This is a genomic window from Brachybacterium sp. GCM10030268 (genome assembly GCF_042666305.1).
Classification (GTDB): Bacteria; Actinomycetota; Actinomycetes; order Actinomycetales; family Dermabacteraceae; genus Brachybacterium.
This window is the reverse complement of sequence record NZ_JBHTCW010000002.1, coordinates 533,713-549,072: the sequence shown is the minus strand read 5'-3', so window position 1 is coordinate 549,072 and position 15,360 is coordinate 533,713. Positions and strand designations below refer to the sequence as shown.

The 15,360-nt window shown below is 71.6% G+C and carries 16 protein-coding genes; 12 read left to right on the top strand and 4 right to left on the bottom strand.

All coding sequences use genetic code 11. The features are described 5' to 3' along the window. Positions 1 to 49: 49 nt before the first annotated feature. Positions 50 to 988, top strand: a complete 939-nt coding sequence (locus tag ACFQRD_RS05455; RefSeq protein ID WP_377016581.1) for a LysR substrate-binding domain-containing protein — start codon at positions 50 to 52, stop codon at positions 986 to 988. Beyond that, a complete protein-coding gene (locus ACFQRD_RS05450; RefSeq protein WP_377016583.1) occupies positions 985 to 1,461 on the top strand; it encodes a GNAT family N-acetyltransferase in 477 nt (158 codons plus the stop codon). The genes ACFQRD_RS05455 and ACFQRD_RS05450 overlap by 4 nt, the downstream gene beginning before the upstream one ends. Here the strand turns inward: ACFQRD_RS05450 and ACFQRD_RS05445 are convergent. Further along, a complete protein-coding gene (locus ACFQRD_RS05445; protein WP_377016585.1) occupies positions 1,458 to 2,525 on the bottom strand; it encodes a glycoside hydrolase family 76 protein in 1,068 nt (355 codons plus the stop codon). The two genes, ACFQRD_RS05450 and ACFQRD_RS05445, sit on opposite strands and share 4 nt — an antisense overlap. Positions 2,526 to 2,686: 161 nt before the next feature. On the opposite strand from ACFQRD_RS05445, the gene ACFQRD_RS05440 reads away from it, so the two are divergent. Continuing rightward, on the top strand, positions 2,687 to 3,109 hold the full coding sequence (locus ACFQRD_RS05440) for a VOC family protein (protein ID WP_377803553.1): 423 nt from the start codon (positions 2,687 to 2,689) through the stop codon (positions 3,107 to 3,109). A 6-nt stretch (positions 3,110 to 3,115) separates the two neighbouring features. On the opposite strand, the gene ACFQRD_RS05435 is transcribed toward ACFQRD_RS05440, so the two are convergent. The 3 genes from ACFQRD_RS05435 to ACFQRD_RS05425 form a co-directional block, all read right to left on the bottom strand. Next, positions 3,116 to 3,451, bottom strand: coding sequence for a hypothetical protein (locus tag ACFQRD_RS05435; protein ID WP_377016589.1), 336 nt, complete (start codon positions 3,449 to 3,451; stop codon positions 3,116 to 3,118). A gap of 60 nt (positions 3,452 to 3,511) precedes the next feature. Beyond that, complete coding sequence (locus ACFQRD_RS05430) at positions 3,512 to 3,982, bottom strand: hemerythrin domain-containing protein (protein WP_377016591.1); 471 nt, start codon at positions 3,980 to 3,982, stop codon at positions 3,512 to 3,514. A gap of 185 nt (positions 3,983 to 4,167) precedes the next feature. Next, a complete protein-coding gene (locus ACFQRD_RS05425; RefSeq protein ID WP_377016593.1) occupies positions 4,168 to 4,572 on the bottom strand; it encodes a RidA family protein in 405 nt (134 codons plus the stop codon). A 208-nt stretch (positions 4,573 to 4,780) separates the two neighbouring features. Between ACFQRD_RS05425 and ACFQRD_RS05420 the strand changes: the two genes are divergently transcribed. The 9 genes from ACFQRD_RS05420 to ACFQRD_RS05380 all read left to right on the top strand — a co-directional run bounded on the left by ACFQRD_RS05420 (position 4,781) and on the right by ACFQRD_RS05380 (position 15,273). After that, positions 4,781 to 6,073 (top strand): alanine racemase, encoded by a 1,293-nt coding sequence (locus tag ACFQRD_RS05420; RefSeq protein ID WP_377016595.1) that lies wholly within the window; start codon positions 4,781 to 4,783, stop codon positions 6,071 to 6,073. Beyond that, positions 6,070 to 7,710, top strand: a complete 1,641-nt coding sequence (locus ACFQRD_RS05415) for an amidohydrolase family protein (RefSeq protein ID WP_377803552.1) — start codon at positions 6,070 to 6,072, stop codon at positions 7,708 to 7,710. The genes ACFQRD_RS05420 and ACFQRD_RS05415 overlap by 4 nt, the downstream gene beginning before the upstream one ends. A gap of 49 nt (positions 7,711 to 7,759) precedes the next feature. Further along, positions 7,760 to 8,761 (top strand): NYN domain-containing protein, encoded by a 1,002-nt coding sequence (locus ACFQRD_RS05410; RefSeq protein WP_377016599.1) that lies wholly within the window; start codon positions 7,760 to 7,762, stop codon positions 8,759 to 8,761. 247 nt (positions 8,762 to 9,008) lie between these two features. Continuing rightward, positions 9,009 to 9,884, top strand: coding sequence for a formate/nitrite transporter family protein (locus ACFQRD_RS05405; RefSeq protein ID WP_377016601.1), 876 nt, complete (start codon positions 9,009 to 9,011; stop codon positions 9,882 to 9,884). Next, positions 9,881 to 12,442 carry a nitrite reductase large subunit NirB gene (nirB, locus tag ACFQRD_RS05400; RefSeq protein ID WP_377016603.1) on the top strand — a complete coding sequence of 854 codons (2,562 nt, stop codon included), beginning with the start codon at positions 9,881 to 9,883 and terminating at the stop codon, positions 12,440 to 12,442. The genes ACFQRD_RS05405 and nirB overlap by 4 nt, the downstream gene beginning before the upstream one ends. Then, the gene (nirD, locus tag ACFQRD_RS05395) at positions 12,439 to 12,906 is read left to right on the top strand and encodes a nitrite reductase small subunit NirD (RefSeq protein ID WP_377794068.1); all 468 of its coding nucleotides are present in this window, start codon (positions 12,439 to 12,441) and stop codon (positions 12,904 to 12,906) included. The genes nirB and nirD overlap by 4 nt, the downstream gene beginning before the upstream one ends. Next, the gene (gene cobA / locus ACFQRD_RS05390) at positions 12,903 to 13,688 is read left to right on the top strand and encodes a uroporphyrinogen-III C-methyltransferase (protein WP_377794067.1); all 786 of its coding nucleotides are present in this window, start codon (positions 12,903 to 12,905) and stop codon (positions 13,686 to 13,688) included. Before nirD ends, cobA begins: the two co-directional genes overlap by 4 nt. After that, positions 13,685 to 14,545, top strand: coding sequence for a uroporphyrinogen-III synthase (locus ACFQRD_RS05385; protein ID WP_377794066.1), 861 nt, complete (start codon positions 13,685 to 13,687; stop codon positions 14,543 to 14,545). The genes cobA and ACFQRD_RS05385 overlap by 4 nt, the downstream gene beginning before the upstream one ends. After that, on the top strand, positions 14,542 to 15,273 hold the full coding sequence (locus tag ACFQRD_RS05380) for a sirohydrochlorin chelatase (protein ID WP_377803551.1): 732 nt from the start codon (positions 14,542 to 14,544) through the stop codon (positions 15,271 to 15,273). Before ACFQRD_RS05385 ends, ACFQRD_RS05380 begins: the two co-directional genes overlap by 4 nt. Positions 15,274 to 15,360 lie beyond the last annotated feature (87 nt).

Genomic DNA, 15,360 nt, shown 5'->3' with positions numbered 1-15,360 from the left:
CGGCACGCTCGGTAGAGGGCGCATGACCAGCAGGGCATATCATGGAGATATGTCCGAGCCTCTGCCCAACCTGCAGGCCCTGGCTCTGTTCGTCGCCGTCGTCGACGAGGGCGGGCTCGGCGCGGGCGCCCGGAAGCTGGGCATGTACCAGTCCAATGCGAGCCGGACCATCGTGACCCTGGAGAGACAGGCCGGCACAGCGCTGCTGGACCGGAATCCCCGCGGCTCCCGCCCGACCTCCGCCGGGCTGCTCTATGCCGCTCACGCTCGCGACCTCCTGGAGTCGGCCGAGGCGTTCAGCGCCTGGCTGCGCCACAGCCGGGACGAGAACACGCTCGACCTCCACGTCGGGGCGAGCATGACGATCGCGGAGAACCTGATGCCGGCCTGGCTGACCGACCTGCGCCGCTCCAGCCCTCGCGTCCGCGCGGAGCTGGAGGTTCTCAATTCCGCCCAGGTGCTCGAGGAGATCCGCGACGGCCGGCTGCAGCTGGGCTTCATCGAGACCCCGCACGTTCCCCGCTCGGTCCACGCCCTCGCCCTGCGGGAGGACGAGCTCGTCGTCGTGGTCGCTCCCGACCACCCATGGGCCCGCAGGGATGAGCCGCTGGGGCTCGATGAGCTCGCCGCGACCCCGCTCGTCGTGCGCGAAGGCGGCTCCGGCACCCGGGACGCCTTCGAGGAGCTGGTCCCGTCGGCCGCCGGCACACCACCCGTTCAGGAGCTCGGCAGCAATGCCGCCGTGCGGATCGCGGTGGCCTCGGGCGCTGGACCGGCGGTGATCAGCATGCTGGCCGTCCGCTCGCAGCTCGAGGCGGGGCAGCTGGCGCGGGTTCCGGTGCGGGGACAGAGCCTGCGGCGGCCGTTGACGGCGGTGTGGACGGGTCCGCGCCGGCTCAGCGGCCCGGCGGCGGAACTCGTCGCCGTGGCATCCCGCGAGGTGCGCGCGGGGGCAGGTCGCGCTGAGTCGGGGAGCGCGGACTCATGACGCCGACGATCGTGGACGCGGACCTCTCCGATCCGCGTCTGGTCCGCTTCCTCCAGCAGCACCTCGAGGACATGGCCGACACCGCCCCGGACGAGAGCCGGCACGCACTTAATCTCTCTGCCCTGACCGCGCCGACGGTGCGGCTGTGGGTCGCCGAGGTCGGGTCGGCGCCGGCCGGGACGGTCGCGCTGTCCCGACTCGAGCCCGACCATGTGGAGCTCAAGAGCATGCGTACCGACCCGGCCCTGCGCGGACGAGGCATCGCGACGGCACTGCTGGAGCACGTGATGGTCGAGGCCCGGCGATGGGGCGCGGCCCGTATCTCGCTGGAGACCGGTTCGGCGGAGTTCTTCGCCCCGGCCCGGGCGCTGTATGCCCGTCACGGGTTCCGCGAATGCCCGCCGTTCGGTGCCTATGTCGCCGATCCCCACAGCGTGTTCATGACCCGCGATCTTCCCGGACCGCGGAACTAGGCGACGCGCGCCTCGATCCGCCACCGCTGCTCGAGGGCCTTCATCGCACTGAGCTGCGTGGAGTAGTGGATGGGGCCGTCCTCGCGCAGGGTCCAGTCGTTGCCGGCTCGCAGCAGCTCGTCCTCGCGCCGAGCCGAGGCGACCAGCGCATCGGTGCCGCGGCGCACGAAGTCCTCGAAGGCGCGCCGATCGTCGTCCGCCTCGGGCAGCGCCTCGATGAGCAGCCCCAGGTACCGGTAGAAGATTCCCTTGAACAGGCCCTCGTCGCCGCCATTGCCCTCGGCGCGGAACACGGAGCCGTCGCTGAGCTCAGCGATGGCCGTACGGGCCGTGCGCCGGGCCCGCACCAGGTAGTCGCCCTCGCCGGTGCGGCGGAACCACTCCACGCAGGCGCCGAGGTAGAGGCCCTGGTTGTAGGTGAAGCGCCACTGCACGTCGATCCGTCCGTCGCCCGCACGGTTGATGCCGTCCTCGACGAAGCCGTCCTCCGCCACCAGGGTGCGCTCCCACCAGTCCATGGCAGTCCCCGCGTAGGCGGCCAGCTGGGCATCCCGGGCGGGGATCCGTGCGGCGAGCCGGAGCGCCAGGATGATCAGCGGGCCGTTGGCGGGGGAGTTCTTGTAGTCCAGCTGCTGCTTGCGCCAGGCCAGGCTCTCCCCGAGGGTGTCGTTCCAGCCGTGCTCGATCACGTGGTCGACGAGGAACTCGGCGTCGGTCAGATCCTGCTGGTTCCCGGTGGCGTCGAACAACCGCACCAGTGCGAGCGCGAACCACAGCATGTCGTCGAAGTAGTCGTTGACCAGCGATCCCCCGTTGCGGGCGACGATCTCGTCGCGCACGTCTCGGGCCGCCTCGGTCCAGCGGTGGTCCCCGGTGCGCTCGTACGCGTCCAGACGGCAGTCCATGACGTGGGCCAGCCACCAGTAGTTGAAGGTGTCCCCGCCGATGCTGCCGGCGGGATGAGCATTCTCGAGGTGGCCGGGACGATCAGTGCCGAAGAGCCGGTCGAGGCTGCTCTGCGCGAGCTGGGCGTGGTCGTTCCAGACTGCAGTGTCCGTGATCATGGGCCACGATCGTAGAGACATTCCGGCCCCCGCGCGCTGACGTTCCGCGAACGCGTCCCCGCGGGAACGCCCGATGGGGTCAGGGCCGTGGTGCTCGCCGGCAGGAGCCGCGTGCCGGCCGACCTCTTGAGCGTCCCGTGGCCGCTTCCTACGCTGTGGCGATGAGCAGCTTCGTCTCGCACACCTCCGTCGACTGCGCCGACGCCTATGCCCTCTCCGGATTCTGGAAGCAGGTCCTCGGCTACGAGGACGATCCCGAGGATCCCCGTGAGCCCGGAGACGAGGGGTGCGTGATCCGCGATCCCGAGTCCGGGCACACGGTGCTGTTCCTCGAGGTGCCGGAGTCCAAGACCGTCAAGTACAGAATGCACTTCGATCTGCGTCCACGGGAGGGGACCCGTGACGCGGAGCTCGAGCGCCTGCGCGGGATCGGAGCTGTCGAGATCGCCGACCACCGCGGGAAGTACGGACCGGGCAGCGGGTGGGTCGTTCTCGCGGACCCCGAGGGCAATGAGTTCTGCATCCTGCGATCCGAGGCGGAGGTCGCCGCGATGCAGGGCTCATCCTCGAACGGCGACGGGTGAGCGCCCCTACTCGCCTTCCTGCGGCGCCTCGTCGCTGAGCGGATGCAGCGGCGGCAGGGTGGGGATCGCGGGTTCGACGGGGCAGGCGTCATGGGATGCCGTCGCGGACGGCGGCCGGAAGTCGGCCTGCCCTTCCTCGTCACGCTGTTGCTCGCTCATGTCGTACGGACTCTTCTCCGTGGCGTGCTCCATTGCTCTATCCTCCCCGGAAATCCTGGAAACGCAATCAACGCGGCCGATGCGGGCGTGGCGAAGCGCCGCGCCGCGCCGCGCCCGGGCGTCATGGCGCGCCCGGGCGCCCCGCCGCGCCCGGGCGTCATCGAGCCGCAGGAGCCACACCATGCCGATCCTCCTCAACACGGGCGACCTCACCGTCCACCGTCGCCGGCAGGGGCTGCGGATTCACAGCGGCCCCAGCACCGTTGAGCGTTCCGCATCGAGCTCCAGTGCGGAGAGCACGGAGAGCAGCTGACGCTCCTCGTAGCGGAAGTGGCTCTCCATGATCGCCGCGATCCCTTCGAGATGCCGGTCCAGCTCGGGGGCGGGCGCCCCGCGGCCGACGGCGTCCTGGAGGCCGACGACCAGGTGCGCGATCATCGAGTGGTCCTGCTGCAGGTAGCGCAGGGTCTCGCCGAGCTCCGGATGTGCCTCCGCGATGGCGGGGAACAGCCGGCGGTCCTCACCCTCGTGATGCGCGGTCAGCGCCGTGCAGAATCCGTGGCAGAACAGCAGCAGATCGCGTGTGGCCGGCTCGGCGTCGGCCCCGTCGGCCAGAGCGTCCCGGGTGAGGCTCAGCGCCTCCCGCAGACGCGCATGCACGCGGCGCAGTTCATGGTTCCAGGCGATGAGCCTGGCGTTCTCGCCCTCAGTCACAGAAGGACGAAGGGTGCGACGTCATCATCGTCGAACTCCTTCGTGATCCGGCGCCTCCATGCCTGACACGGTCTGCCACCGGCACGCGACGCTCGCCCCAGCCTATCGGCGAACCCCGCAGGGCGGAACCGGGTCCGCAGATGCGAGGGACCGACCCCGCGACGTGGCGTCGGCCGCCGAAGGCATCACGCCGTGACGGCGAACGCGTCGATCTCGACCAGCATCTCCTCGCGCGGCAGACCGGTGAACACCGTGGTGCGCGCGGGCAGGACGCCCGAGGCGCAGCGGTTGCCGACGAACTCGCCGTAGGCCTCGTTCATCGCCGCGAAGTCCTCGCGCCGGGTGAGGTAGACGCGCAGCATCATGACGTCGTCGAACCCCGCGCCGCCGGCGGCCAGGATCGCCTCGATGTTGCTCAGAGTGCGAGTGGTCTGGGCGGCGACGTCCCCGGCATGGATGTAGTCACCGGTGGCCGGATCGACCGGGCCCTGACCGGAGACCTGCAGGAACGGGCCGCGCTGTACGCCCTGCGAGAAGGTGTGCGCGGGAGCGGGGGCGTCCGCGGTGGCGACGGCGCGACGGTCGGTCATGGAAGTCCTTCGGTCGGTTGGCGTGGTCGCCTCGAGCGTAGCGTCACGGACGGATCTGCTCCGGCGCGGCCGCCCCGCGATACTGGAGCAGCACGCGACGGCGCGAGAGACCGGATGCGCAGCGCAGCACTGATGCGCACGCGCACGACCGGCGAGCAGCCCACGACTGACGAGCAGCTCAGGAACGATGAGCACGGAGGAGCACGGTATGGACGAGCTGAAAGCCGCACCGCTGGGGATGGACGCCGCCGGATTCGACCGGCTCCTGGCCGAGCACCCGACCCTGGAGGCGCTCCCCACCCCGCTGGTCACCCTCAGCGAGTCCGCGATCGAGCACAACCTCGCGACCATGGCCGAATGGTGCTCCGCGGCCGGCGTCGACCTGGCACCGCACGGCAAGACCACCATGAGCCGCACCCTGTGGCAGCGCCAGCTGGAGGCCGGGGCCTGGGGGATCACCGTCGCCACGCCCTGGCAGGCCGCCGTCGCCCTGGAGTGGGACATCCCCCGCGTGCTGCTGGCCAACGCACTGGTCCAGCCCGGGGCCCTGCGTGCCCTCGCCCCGCACGCCGCCCGCCTGAGCGTCTGGAGCGACTCGCGGCGCGGGATCGAGATCATGGACGAGGCGCTCACGACAGCGGGTGCGGCCGCGCCGCTGTCCGTCCTCATCGAACTCGGTGGCACCGGCGGCCGCACCGGCGTGCGCACCGTGGAGGAGGGCCTCGACCTCGCTCGCGCCGTGGCCGCTTCGCCGGTGCTGCGGCTGGCCGGAGTCGGCGGCTACGAAGGGGCGTTCGCGCACGCCGCGGACGATGCCTCGCTGCACCGGGTCCGGGAGTACCTCGAGGATCTCGGTCGTCTGCACGACCGCATCGCCGAGGACGGCCTCTATCCGACCGACGGCGATCTCCTGCTGACCGCCGGGGGCAGCGCCTACTTCGACGACGTCGCCCGGGTGCTCGGCCCCCGCCACGACCCGCAGGGCTCCCGCGGCCCGGCGACCCGGGTGCTGCTGCGCTCGGGCGCCTACGTGATCCACGATGACGGCTTCTACCGCGGCATCAGTCCCCTCGCACGCGGCGGGGAGCTACTCGACGCCGCCGAGGCGACGAGCACGACGATGCGTCGGCCGGACCGGTTCCGCTCGGCCATGCACGGCTGGGCGAGCGTCGTCTCCCTCCCGGAGCCGGGCCTGGCCCTGGTCGACGCCGGCAAGCGGGACTTCTCCTTCGACGAGGGGCTGCCCGAGCCTCAGGCCGTTCGCCGTCTCGGGCGGGCCGACGTCGAGCGGCTCGAGGGCGCCCGGTGCACCGCGATGAACGACCAGCACACGTTCGTCGACCTGCCGGACGGCCACGACGTGCGGGTCGGCGACGTGATCCGGTTCGGCCTCTCCCATCCGTGCACCGTCCTGGACAAGTGGCGGGGACTGGTCCTCATCGATGACGACGGTGCCGAGGCGCCCCGGGCGACCGGACTGCTGGAGACCACCTTCGGATGACACCCCACGCCGCTCCCGAGATCCTCCTCCGCGGTGCCCTGATCCTCGACGGCAGCGGCGCCGCCCCGGGGACCGCCGACGTGCTGCTGCGCGACGGCGTGATCGCAGCCGTCAGCGGCTGCCTCGAGACGCCGGGCGCTCGCCGACTGGATTCCCCCGGGGCCCGTCGGATCGAGGCCGACGGTCTCGCTCTCGCGCCGGGCTTCATCGACATGCACGCCCACTCCGATCTCGCGGTGCTGGCCGACGGGGACCATCTCGCCAAGACCCTCCAAGGGGTGACCACCGAGGTCATCGGCCAGGACGGGCTCTCCTACGCGCCGGTGACCGACGAGACGATGACGATCATCCGCCAGCAGATCGCCGGTTGGAACGGGGAGCCGGCCGAGCTCGACTTCGCCTGGCGCAGCGTGGGCGAGTACCTCGAGGAGATCGACTCTCGCGGCGCCGCGACCCACGTCGCCTACCTGCTGCCCCAGGGAACCATCCGCATGAACGTGGTCGGCACCGAGAACCGTGCCGCCACCGCGGACGAACTCGCGCAGATGCGCGAGCAGGTCGCCCGCGGCATGGCCGAGGGCGCATTCGGCCTCTCCTCGGGGCTGACCTACGTGCCCGGCATGTTCGCCTCCACCGATGAGCTGGTGGCCCTGTGCGAGGTGGTCGCCGGCCACGGCGGGTACTACAGCCCTCATCAGCGCTCCTACGGTGCGGGAGCGCTGGCCGCCTACCAGGAGATGGTCGAGATCGGGGCCCGATCCGGATGCCCTGTGCATCTGACCCACGCCACCATGAACTTCCCGGAGAACCGCGGCCGGGCCGGGGAGCTGCTGAGCCTGGTCGACCAGGCCATCGCCCGCGGCGTCGACATCACCCTGGACTCGTATCCCTACCTGCCCGGATCGACGACGCTGTCGGCGCTGCTGCCCAGCCGCGCCGCCACGGGAGGGGTCGAGGCCACCCTGGAGCGGCTCACGGACCCGGACGAACGCGACCTGATCGCCCACCAGGTCGAAGTGCTCGGCAGCGACGGGTGCCACGGCGTCCCGGTCGACTGGACCGGCATCGAGATCGCCGGAGTGCGCCACGATCACCTCCGCGACCGCGTGGGCCGGACGATCGCCGACCTCGCCGCCACGGAGCACCGGCCCCCGGCGGACGTCTTCTTTGATCTGCTGATCCAGGACCGGCTGGGCACCAGCATCCTCCAGCACGTGGGCGACGAGGAGAATGTGCGCACCGTGATGCGCCACGCCCGTCACATGGGCGGCAGCGACGGCATCCTCGTCGGCGACAAACCCCATCCTCGGGGAGCCGGCACCTTCGCCCGGTACCTCGGCCACTACGTGCGTGAGCAGGGCGTGCTCTCGCTCGCCGAGGCCGTCGTCCACCTGTGTGCACGCCCCGCGCAGCGGCTCGGGCTGCGCGACCGCGGCACGATCGCCGAGGGAAAGGTCGCCGACCTGGTGCTGTTCGACCCCGCGACCATCGCCGACCGCGCCACCTTCGACCAGCCCCGGCTCGCCCCGACCGGGATCCACGAGGTCCTCAGCGAAGGGATCCCGGTGGTCACCGAGGGCGTGCGCACCGATGCCCGTCCCGGCCGCGCGCTGCGCGGGCCGGCGTGGCGTCGCTGAGCTGGCTCGGGTGGCGTCGCTGAGCGGACCGACCAGGCAGACTGGGGGCATGGCAGAACCACAAGAGCCCCGCGTCGCCGTCTACCTCGACTTCGACAACATCGTCATGTCCTGGTACGACCGTGTCCACGGTCGCAATGCGTACAGCCGGGACCGCCAGCGGCTCGCCGAGGACCCCAGCGAGCCCGAGCTCGCCGAACGGCTGGGCAAGGCCACCGTCGACGTGGGCGCGATCATCGACTACGCCGCCTCGTTCGGCACCCTCATGCTCACCCGCGCCTATGCCGACTGGTCCGCCCCCGTCAACGCCGAGTACCGCTCCCAGCTGGTCTCCCGGGCCGTGGACCTCGTCCAGCTCTTCCCGGCCGCGGCGTACGCGAAGAACGGGGCCGACATCCGCCTGGCCGTCGACACCGTCGAGGACATGTTCCGCATCCCGGACCTCACCCACGTGGTCATCGTCGCCGGGGACTCGGACTACGTCCCCCTGGCCCAGCGCTGCCGTCGGCTGGGCCGGTACGTCATCGGGATGGGGGTGGCCGGATCGACCGCCAAGTCTCTCGCCGCGGCCTGCGACGAGTTCGAGTCCTACGACAACCTCCCCGGCATCGAGCGCCCGGAGCCGGCGCCCGCGTCCCGGTCGCGCCGCGGACAGGGAAGCGGCAAGGGCAAGGGCAGGTCCGGGGCCAGCTCCGGAGCGTCCACGGATCGTGACGCCGCGGCAGCCTCCGGTCAGGCACCGGCCCCGGCCGCCGAGGCGCCGGCGGCCGCATCCGGCACCGCCGATGCGGAGGACGAGGTCGTCGAACTTACCGAGGATCCACAGGAGGCGGCGACCCGCCTGCTCCAGCGCGCCCTGCAGCTGGGGGACCGCGGGGACAGCGAGTGGCTGCACAGCTCCGCGGTCAAGACGCACATGCGTCGCATGGACCCCTCCTTCAGCGAGAAAGCACTCGGCTTCCGCTCCTTCTCCGACTTCCTCAAGGCCAACTCGGACATCGCCGTGCTGGAGGAGACAGGCCACGAACGCCTGGTCCGGGCCAAGGACTGAGCGGGAGGAGCTCGATACCGCGACAGTTGTCGGAACGGGCGCTGGATGAGGTCACGTCCGGCGGTATCGACCGCGGGAGGTCTCATCGTGGCTCGCTCGGCGGGGCCGGACGGGAATGAGACCGGGGGTCACGGAAACGTAACGGGCGCTGACGGCTGCATGGGCTGACGCGCCCCCGTCTTACGTTGGCCGCATCGCCGGGCGCTGCTCGGCGGGCCCCAGCCCACTGCGCCCCTTGGAGGCAGCCATGGACTACGTCAAGCCGTCCGACCTGGTCACACGCCTGGTCGATGCCGGAGCCAGCAAGATCGGGATGTCTGCCCGGGAAACCCTCGTGCGCGCCGTCATGGGCGGTGCGATCCTCGGGCTCGCCGCGGCCTTCGCCGTGACCGTCTCGACCCAGACCGGCCAGCCCCTGCTCGGGGCGATCCTCTTCCCGGTCGGGTTCATCATGCTCTATCTGATGGGCTTCGACCTGCTGACGGGTGTGTTCACCCTGACCCCGCTGGCGCTGCTGGACCGCCGCCCCGGCGTCACCGTCGGCGGCGTGATGCGCACCTGGGGGCTGGTCTTCGTCGGCAACTTCATCGGTGCATTCGCCGTCGCCGTCCTGATGGCCATCTACTTCACGTACGGCTTCTCCTCCGCACCCAACGAGGTGGGGCTCGCCATCGGCGAGATCGGCCACGGCCGCACCGTCGGCTATGCCGATCACGGCGCCGCCGGCATGCTGACCCTGTTCGTGCGCGGCGTGCTGTGCAACTGGATGGTCTCCACGGGCGTCGTCGCAGCCTTCATGTCCGACAGCATGATCGCCAAGATCGCCGGCATGTGGATGCCCGTGATGCTCTTCTTCTACATGGGCTTCGAGCACTCCATCGTGAACATGTTCCTGTTCCCCTCGGGCCTGCTGCTGGGCGCGGACTTCACGCTCATGGACTACCTGCTGTGGAACGAGATCCCGACGGTCGTGGGCAACCTGGTCGGGGGCCTGGCCTTCGTCGGCCTCCCGCTGTACCTGGCCCACCGGCGCAAGGCCGCCGCCGCGGAACCGGTGATCCCCGTGACCGCGGGCGAGACCGAGGGGACGACCGAGCCCGAGCTGGTCGGTGCGACCCGATGACCGCCCGCATCCTCGTCATCGGCGCGGGCATGGTGGCCCACCGCCTCGCGGACAGCCTCAGCGCCCGGGCCGACGCCGCGTACACCCTGACCATCCTCGGCGACGAAGGCCGCCACCCCTACGACCGTGTGGGCCTGACCCGCTTCTTCGACGGGGAGGACGCCGACGCTCTCTCCCTGGAACGCACCGTGCTCGAGGATCCTCGGATCACGCTGGTCGCGGGCGATCCGGCCGAGCACATCGATCGTGACCGGCGCAGCGTGGGCACCCGCTCCGGCGAGGAGTTCGGGTACGACCACCTGGTCCTGGCGACCGGCTCCTATGCCGCCCGCCCTCCGGTCGACGGCGCCGAGCAGCCCGGCTGCTTCGTCTACCGCACGCTCGACGACGTCGAGCAGCTGCGCGACCACGTCCGGCGCCGGGCCCGTGAACTCGGTCGTCCGGTGCGAGGCACCGTCATCGGCGGCGGCCTGCTCGGCCTCGAAGCCGCCGGAGCCCTGCAGGGGATGGACGCCGAGCCCACGGTGATCCAGTCCAGCGACCGGCTGATGTCCGCCCAGCTCGATCTGCCCGCCGGGGCCTCCCTGCGCCGGCTCATCGAGAAGCGCGGCATCGGCGTGCGCACCGGGGCTCGCACCACCCGGGTCCTGGCCGGGGACGACGGCGAGGTGCGCGGCGTGGAGTTCAAGGACGGCACCGCGATGGAGGCCGACGTCGTCATCTTCACCGTCGGCGTCCGCCCGCGCGACGAACTGGCCCGGTCCGCCGGCCTGACCTGCGCCGAGCGCGGCGGCGTCGAGATCGACGCCGCCTGCCGCACCAGCGATCCCGCCATCATGGCGATCGGTGAGGTCGCCTCCTACCAGGGCATGTGCGTGGGCCTGGTCGCCCCCGGGTATGCGATGGCCGAGGTCGCCGCCGACCGGATCCTGGGCGGGGACGCCACCTTCGGCGGGTACGACCTCTCGACCAAGCTCAAGCTCTCCGGCGTGGATGTCGCGAGCTTCGGTGACGCCTTCGCCACCACTCCCGGAGCACTCGATGTGGTCTATGCGGACCCGGTCAGCGGCGTTCACAAGAAGCTCGTCCTCTCCGACGACGCCAAGACGCTGCTGGGCGGCATGCTCGTCGGCGACGCCTCTGCCTACGGCTCGCTGCGGCCCCTGGTCGGCGGAGCCCTCGGCGGTGATCCCGCCGCCTACCTGATGCCCGAGGGCGGGGTCCCCACTCCCAAGGGCGAGATGCCCGATGAGGCCGTGGTCTGCTCCTGTGCGAATGTCAGCGCCGGCCGCATCCGGGAGGCCGTGCACGAGGAGGGCTGCACCGACGTGGCCGGCATCAAGGGCTGCACCCGTGCCGGTGCCACCTGCGGCTCCTGCGTGGTCATGATCAAGGGCCTCGTCGGCGGCGAGCTGACGAAGATGGGCAAGGCCGTCTCGAACGCCATGTGCGAGCACTTCGAGATGTCGCGTCGGCAGCTCTTCGACGCGGTGCACGTCTCGGGCCTGGACACCTTCAGCGCGATCATCGAGCGCTTCGGCACCGGGCGCGGCTGCGACACCTGCAAGCCGGCCATCGCCAGCATCCTCTCGGTCCTCACCGGCAAGCACGTCCTGGACGGAGAGAATGCCACCCTGCAGGACACCAACGACCACGTGATGGCGAACATGCAGAAGGACGGGAGCTACTCGGTCGTCCCGCGCATGCCCGGCGGCGAGGTCACCCCCGAGGGGCTCATCGTCATCGGGGAGATCGCCAAGGACTTCGGGCTGTACACGAAGCTCACCGGCGGACAGCGGATCGACATGTTCGGCGCCCGCCTCGACGAGCTGCCGCTGATCTGGCAGCGACTGGTCGACGCCGGGTTCGAATCCGGTCACGCCTACGGCAAGTCCCTGCGCACGGTGAAGTCCTGCGTCGGCTCGACGTGGTGCCGCTACGGCGTGCTCGACTCCGTCGGGATGGCCGTCCAGCTCGAGCTGCGCTATCGCGGGCTGCGCTCCCCGCACAAGCTGAAGGTGGGCGTCTCCGGGTGCGCCCGCGAGTGCGCGGAGGCGCGCGGGAAGGATGTCGGCGTCATCGCCACCGAGACCGGGTGGAACGTCTACGTCGGCGGCAACGGCGGGTTCACCCCGCGGCACGCGGAGCTGCTGGCGGAGGGCCTGGACGACGAGTCCCTGCTGCGCATCATCGACCGGTTCTTCATGTACTACATCCGCACGGCCGACAAGCTCCAGCGCACCGCGCGCTGGATCGAGGACCTCGACGGCGGCATCGAGGGCCTCAAGGAGGTCCTGCTCGAGGACAGCCTGGGCATCTGCGCCGATCTGGACGCGGCGATGGACAAGCACGTGGACGATTACGAGGACGAATGGGCGGCGACCCTGGCCGACCCGGACAAGCTGCGCCGGTTCGGCTCGTTCGTGAACGCGCCCACGACCCCGGACCCGTCCCTCGCCTACACTGCCGAGCGCGGCCAGGCCCGGCCCGCCAGCAGCGAGGAACGCGCATCGGGCGAGGTCCTGATCGCAGGAACACGACTGGAGGTACGGCGATGACCGCACAGACCCTGGACCCCGCGACGACGCCCGGGCAGCCCGGGACGGCCGAGACGCCGGGAACCACCGGTACGCGCGGTGCCTCGGCACACTCCGCGCCGGCACCCGCCGCGCCGGGGGAGTCGGGGTGGCTGCGCATCTGCGCCGTTAGCGACCTCGAGGTGGAGCGGGGCCGCGCGGCGCTCCTGGGGACCACCCAGGTGGCACTGTTCCTGCTGTCGGACGGCACCGTCCGTGCCGTCTGCAACCGCGATCCGTACAGCAGCGCCTACGTGATGTCCCGTGGCATCGTCGGCTCCCGCGGGCAGACGCCCACCGTCGCCTCCCCGATGTTCAAGCAGGTCTTCGACCTGGACACGGGTGCCTGCCTCGACACGCAGGGCAAGGACCCTGCCGAGCTGCGCACCTGGCCCGCCGAGGTGCGCGACGGCGACGTCTACCTGCTCTGGGAACAGTCCTCATGAGCCCCGGGCACGTCTGGCTGGTGGGCGGCGGGCCGGGACCGGTCGATCTGATGACGGTCCGGGCCCACCGCCTGCTGCAGGAGTCGGACGTCGTCATCGCCGACCGACTCGGCCCCGATATCGGGGCCATCGCCGAGATCAGCTGGTGCGCCGACATCATCGACGTCGGCAAGCAGCCGGGCGCTCATCCCGTCCCGCAGGACGAGATCAACGCCCTGCTGATCGAGCACGCCCGCGAGGGCCGACGGGTGGTGCGACTCAAGGGCGGCGACCCGTTCGTCTTCGGCCGGGGCGGCGAGGAGTACGCCGCCTGTTCCGCCGCCGGTGTCCCGGTCGACATCGTCCCCGGCATCAGCAGCGCGATCGCGGTCCCTCAGGCCGCCGGCATCCCCGCGACCCACCGTGGGACGGCCGCCACGGTCCACGTGGTCACCGGCCACGGCCCGCCCAGCGCCTCCACGCTGGCGGCGCTGGCCGACGACACGGTGACCACGATGGTCCTGATGGGCGTGGCGGGCCTGCCCCGCCTGGTCGGGGCCGCGCTGGAGCACGGAGTGCCCGCCGCCCGCCCCGTCGCCATCGTGGAGAACGGCCACTGCGCGCGGCAGCGCACCACCCGCTCCACCCTCGGTGAGATCGTGGCGCTGGCCCGCAGCGTGGACGTGCAGAGCCCCGCGGTCATCGTGATCGGAGAGGTGGCGCGGGACGGCCTGCTGGATTCGCTGATCGACGAGAAGGGAAAGTCCGCAGTGACTTCCGCACCTGCGCAGGCGGTTCGATGAGCACCGCCCCTCTGCTCTCCCACGCCCTGACGGGGCGCCGGATCGTGATCGCTGTGGATCGCCGTTCGGAGGAGCTCGCCGCCGCCCTGGAGCGCCACGGCGCCTCGGTCGATGTCGCCCCGGCGATGTCGACCATTCCGCACATCGACGACGCCTCGCTGCTGGAGCGCACCCGCGAACTGATCGCCCGCCCGCCCCAGGTAGCCGTCGCCCTGACCGGCGTCGGCTTCCGCGGCTGGATCGAAGCCGCAGACGCCGCCGGTCTCGGGGAGGACCTGCGCACTGCGATGAGCGACTCTCTGATCCTGGCCCGCGGTCCGAAGGCACGCGGAGCGGTGCAGCAGGCGGGCCTGACGACCGGCTGGGCCGCCACCTCCGAGGTCAGCGCGGAGGTCGGGGAACGCCTGCTCGAGGAGGACCTCCACGGGAAGCGCGTCGCCGTCCAGCACCACGGCTCGGGCTCCGACGGACTGGACGAGCTGCTGGATCGGCACGGAGCGGACGTGGTGAGCCTGACGGTGTACCGCTGGGGGCCCTCGCGGGACCCGGAGGCCGTGGTCCGCTCCGTGATCGCCGCGAGCGCGGGCGAGGTCGACGCCGTGGTCTTCACCGCCGCCCCCGGGGCCTCCCGCTGGCTCGAGGAGGCCGAGCGCGCCGGCGCCCTGGCGGGCATCGCGGAGCAGGCCGCGGCGGGACATCTGACCTTCGCCGCCGTCGGCCCGGTCACCGCGGGGCCGCTCAGAGAACGGGGCCTGCCGGTGCTGATGGCGGAGCGCGGGCGCATGGGCTCTCTCGTGCGCGGCGTGGTCCAGCACTTCGACACCGGATCCGGGACCGCCGGGGAGGGGGACCGATGACCGCGCTGATCGCCTGCTCGCACGGCACCCGCTTCGCCGAGGGTCGCGCCACCGTCTCCGAGATCCTGGACCTGCTCTCGCTGGCCCTTCCCGGGGTGCGGATCGAACCAGCCTTCGTCGACGTGGAACAGCCCGAGGTCGACGACGTCGTGGCGCGCGTCGCCGCCGACGGCCCCGCCGTGGTCGTCCCGCTGCTGCTGTCCACCGGCCACCACACCAAGGTCGACATCGGCCGCGCCGTCGCCCCGTACCCCCATGTCGTCTCCGCCGGCACGATGGGGCCGCACGAGCTGCTGGCCCAGGCCCTGCTCCGCCGCCTGGGAGAGCTCCCGGGTGGCGACGCGGGCCGGCGTCCCGGCGACCACATCGTCCTCGCCGCAGCGGGGTCGAGCGATCCCGAGGCGGTGCTGGACGTCGAGCACATGCGCGACCTGCTGGCCGACGAGTTGCCCGCTCCGGTGAGCATCGGCTACGGCGCCGGGGCGAAGCCCCGCATCCCCCGCGCGGTCGCCGCCGCCCGCGAGGGCGGGGCGGACCGCGTCATCGCCGCCAGCTACGTGCTGGCCCCGGGCCACTTCGCGAACCTCGTACTCGCAGCCGGGGCCGACCAGGTCAGCGCGCCCCTGGGCACCGATCCCGCGGTGATCTCCGTGATCGCGCAGCGGTACCGCGCCGCGGCCGCAGCCCTCCGCCACCCGGAGCCGGCGACCTCGGCCGTCGGCGCCTGAGAGACGTGTGCGGTGGCCGGCAGTATCTGTCCGGACGGCCGCAGGCCCGGCCCGCTGAGCGGACCGGGCCTGCGAGGCGATCAGGGA

Excerpts from the sequence above, each read along its gene's own strand:
- ACFQRD_RS05405 (WP_377016601.1), top strand. The coding sequence starts at position 9,009 with ATGGACTACGTCAAGCCGTCCGACCTGGTCACACGCCTGGTCGATGCC.
- ACFQRD_RS05415 (WP_377803552.1), top strand. The coding sequence starts at position 6,070 with ATGACACCCCACGCCGCTCCCGAGATCCTCCTCCGCGGTGCCCTGATC.
- nirB (WP_377016603.1), top strand. The coding sequence starts at position 9,881 with ATGACCGCCCGCATCCTCGTCATCGGCGCGGGCATGGTGGCCCACCGC.
- ACFQRD_RS05385 (WP_377794066.1), top strand. The coding sequence starts at position 13,685 with ATGAGCACCGCCCCTCTGCTCTCCCACGCCCTGACGGGGCGCCGGATC.
- ACFQRD_RS05435 (WP_377016589.1), bottom strand. The coding sequence starts at position 3,451 with ATGGTGTGGCTCCTGCGGCTCGATGACGCCCGGGCGCGGCGGGGCGCC.
- ACFQRD_RS05445 (WP_377016585.1), bottom strand. The coding sequence starts at position 2,525 with ATGATCACGGACACTGCAGTCTGGAACGACCACGCCCAGCTCGCGCAG.
- ACFQRD_RS05380 (WP_377803551.1), top strand. The coding sequence starts at position 14,542 with ATGACCGCGCTGATCGCCTGCTCGCACGGCACCCGCTTCGCCGAGGGT.
- ACFQRD_RS05410 (WP_377016599.1), top strand. The coding sequence starts at position 7,760 with ATGGCAGAACCACAAGAGCCCCGCGTCGCCGTCTACCTCGACTTCGAC.
- ACFQRD_RS05455 (WP_377016581.1), top strand. The coding sequence starts at position 50 with ATGTCCGAGCCTCTGCCCAACCTGCAGGCCCTGGCTCTGTTCGTCGCC.
- nirD (WP_377794068.1), top strand. The coding sequence starts at position 12,439 with ATGACCGCACAGACCCTGGACCCCGCGACGACGCCCGGGCAGCCCGGG.
- ACFQRD_RS05440 (WP_377803553.1), top strand. The coding sequence starts at position 2,687 with ATGAGCAGCTTCGTCTCGCACACCTCCGTCGACTGCGCCGACGCCTAT.
- ACFQRD_RS05425 (WP_377016593.1), bottom strand. The coding sequence starts at position 4,572 with ATGACCGACCGTCGCGCCGTCGCCACCGCGGACGCCCCCGCTCCCGCG.
- ACFQRD_RS05450 (WP_377016583.1), top strand. The coding sequence starts at position 985 with ATGACGCCGACGATCGTGGACGCGGACCTCTCCGATCCGCGTCTGGTC.
- ACFQRD_RS05420 (WP_377016595.1), top strand. The coding sequence starts at position 4,781 with ATGGACGAGCTGAAAGCCGCACCGCTGGGGATGGACGCCGCCGGATTC.
- cobA (WP_377794067.1), top strand. The coding sequence starts at position 12,903 with ATGAGCCCCGGGCACGTCTGGCTGGTGGGCGGCGGGCCGGGACCGGTC.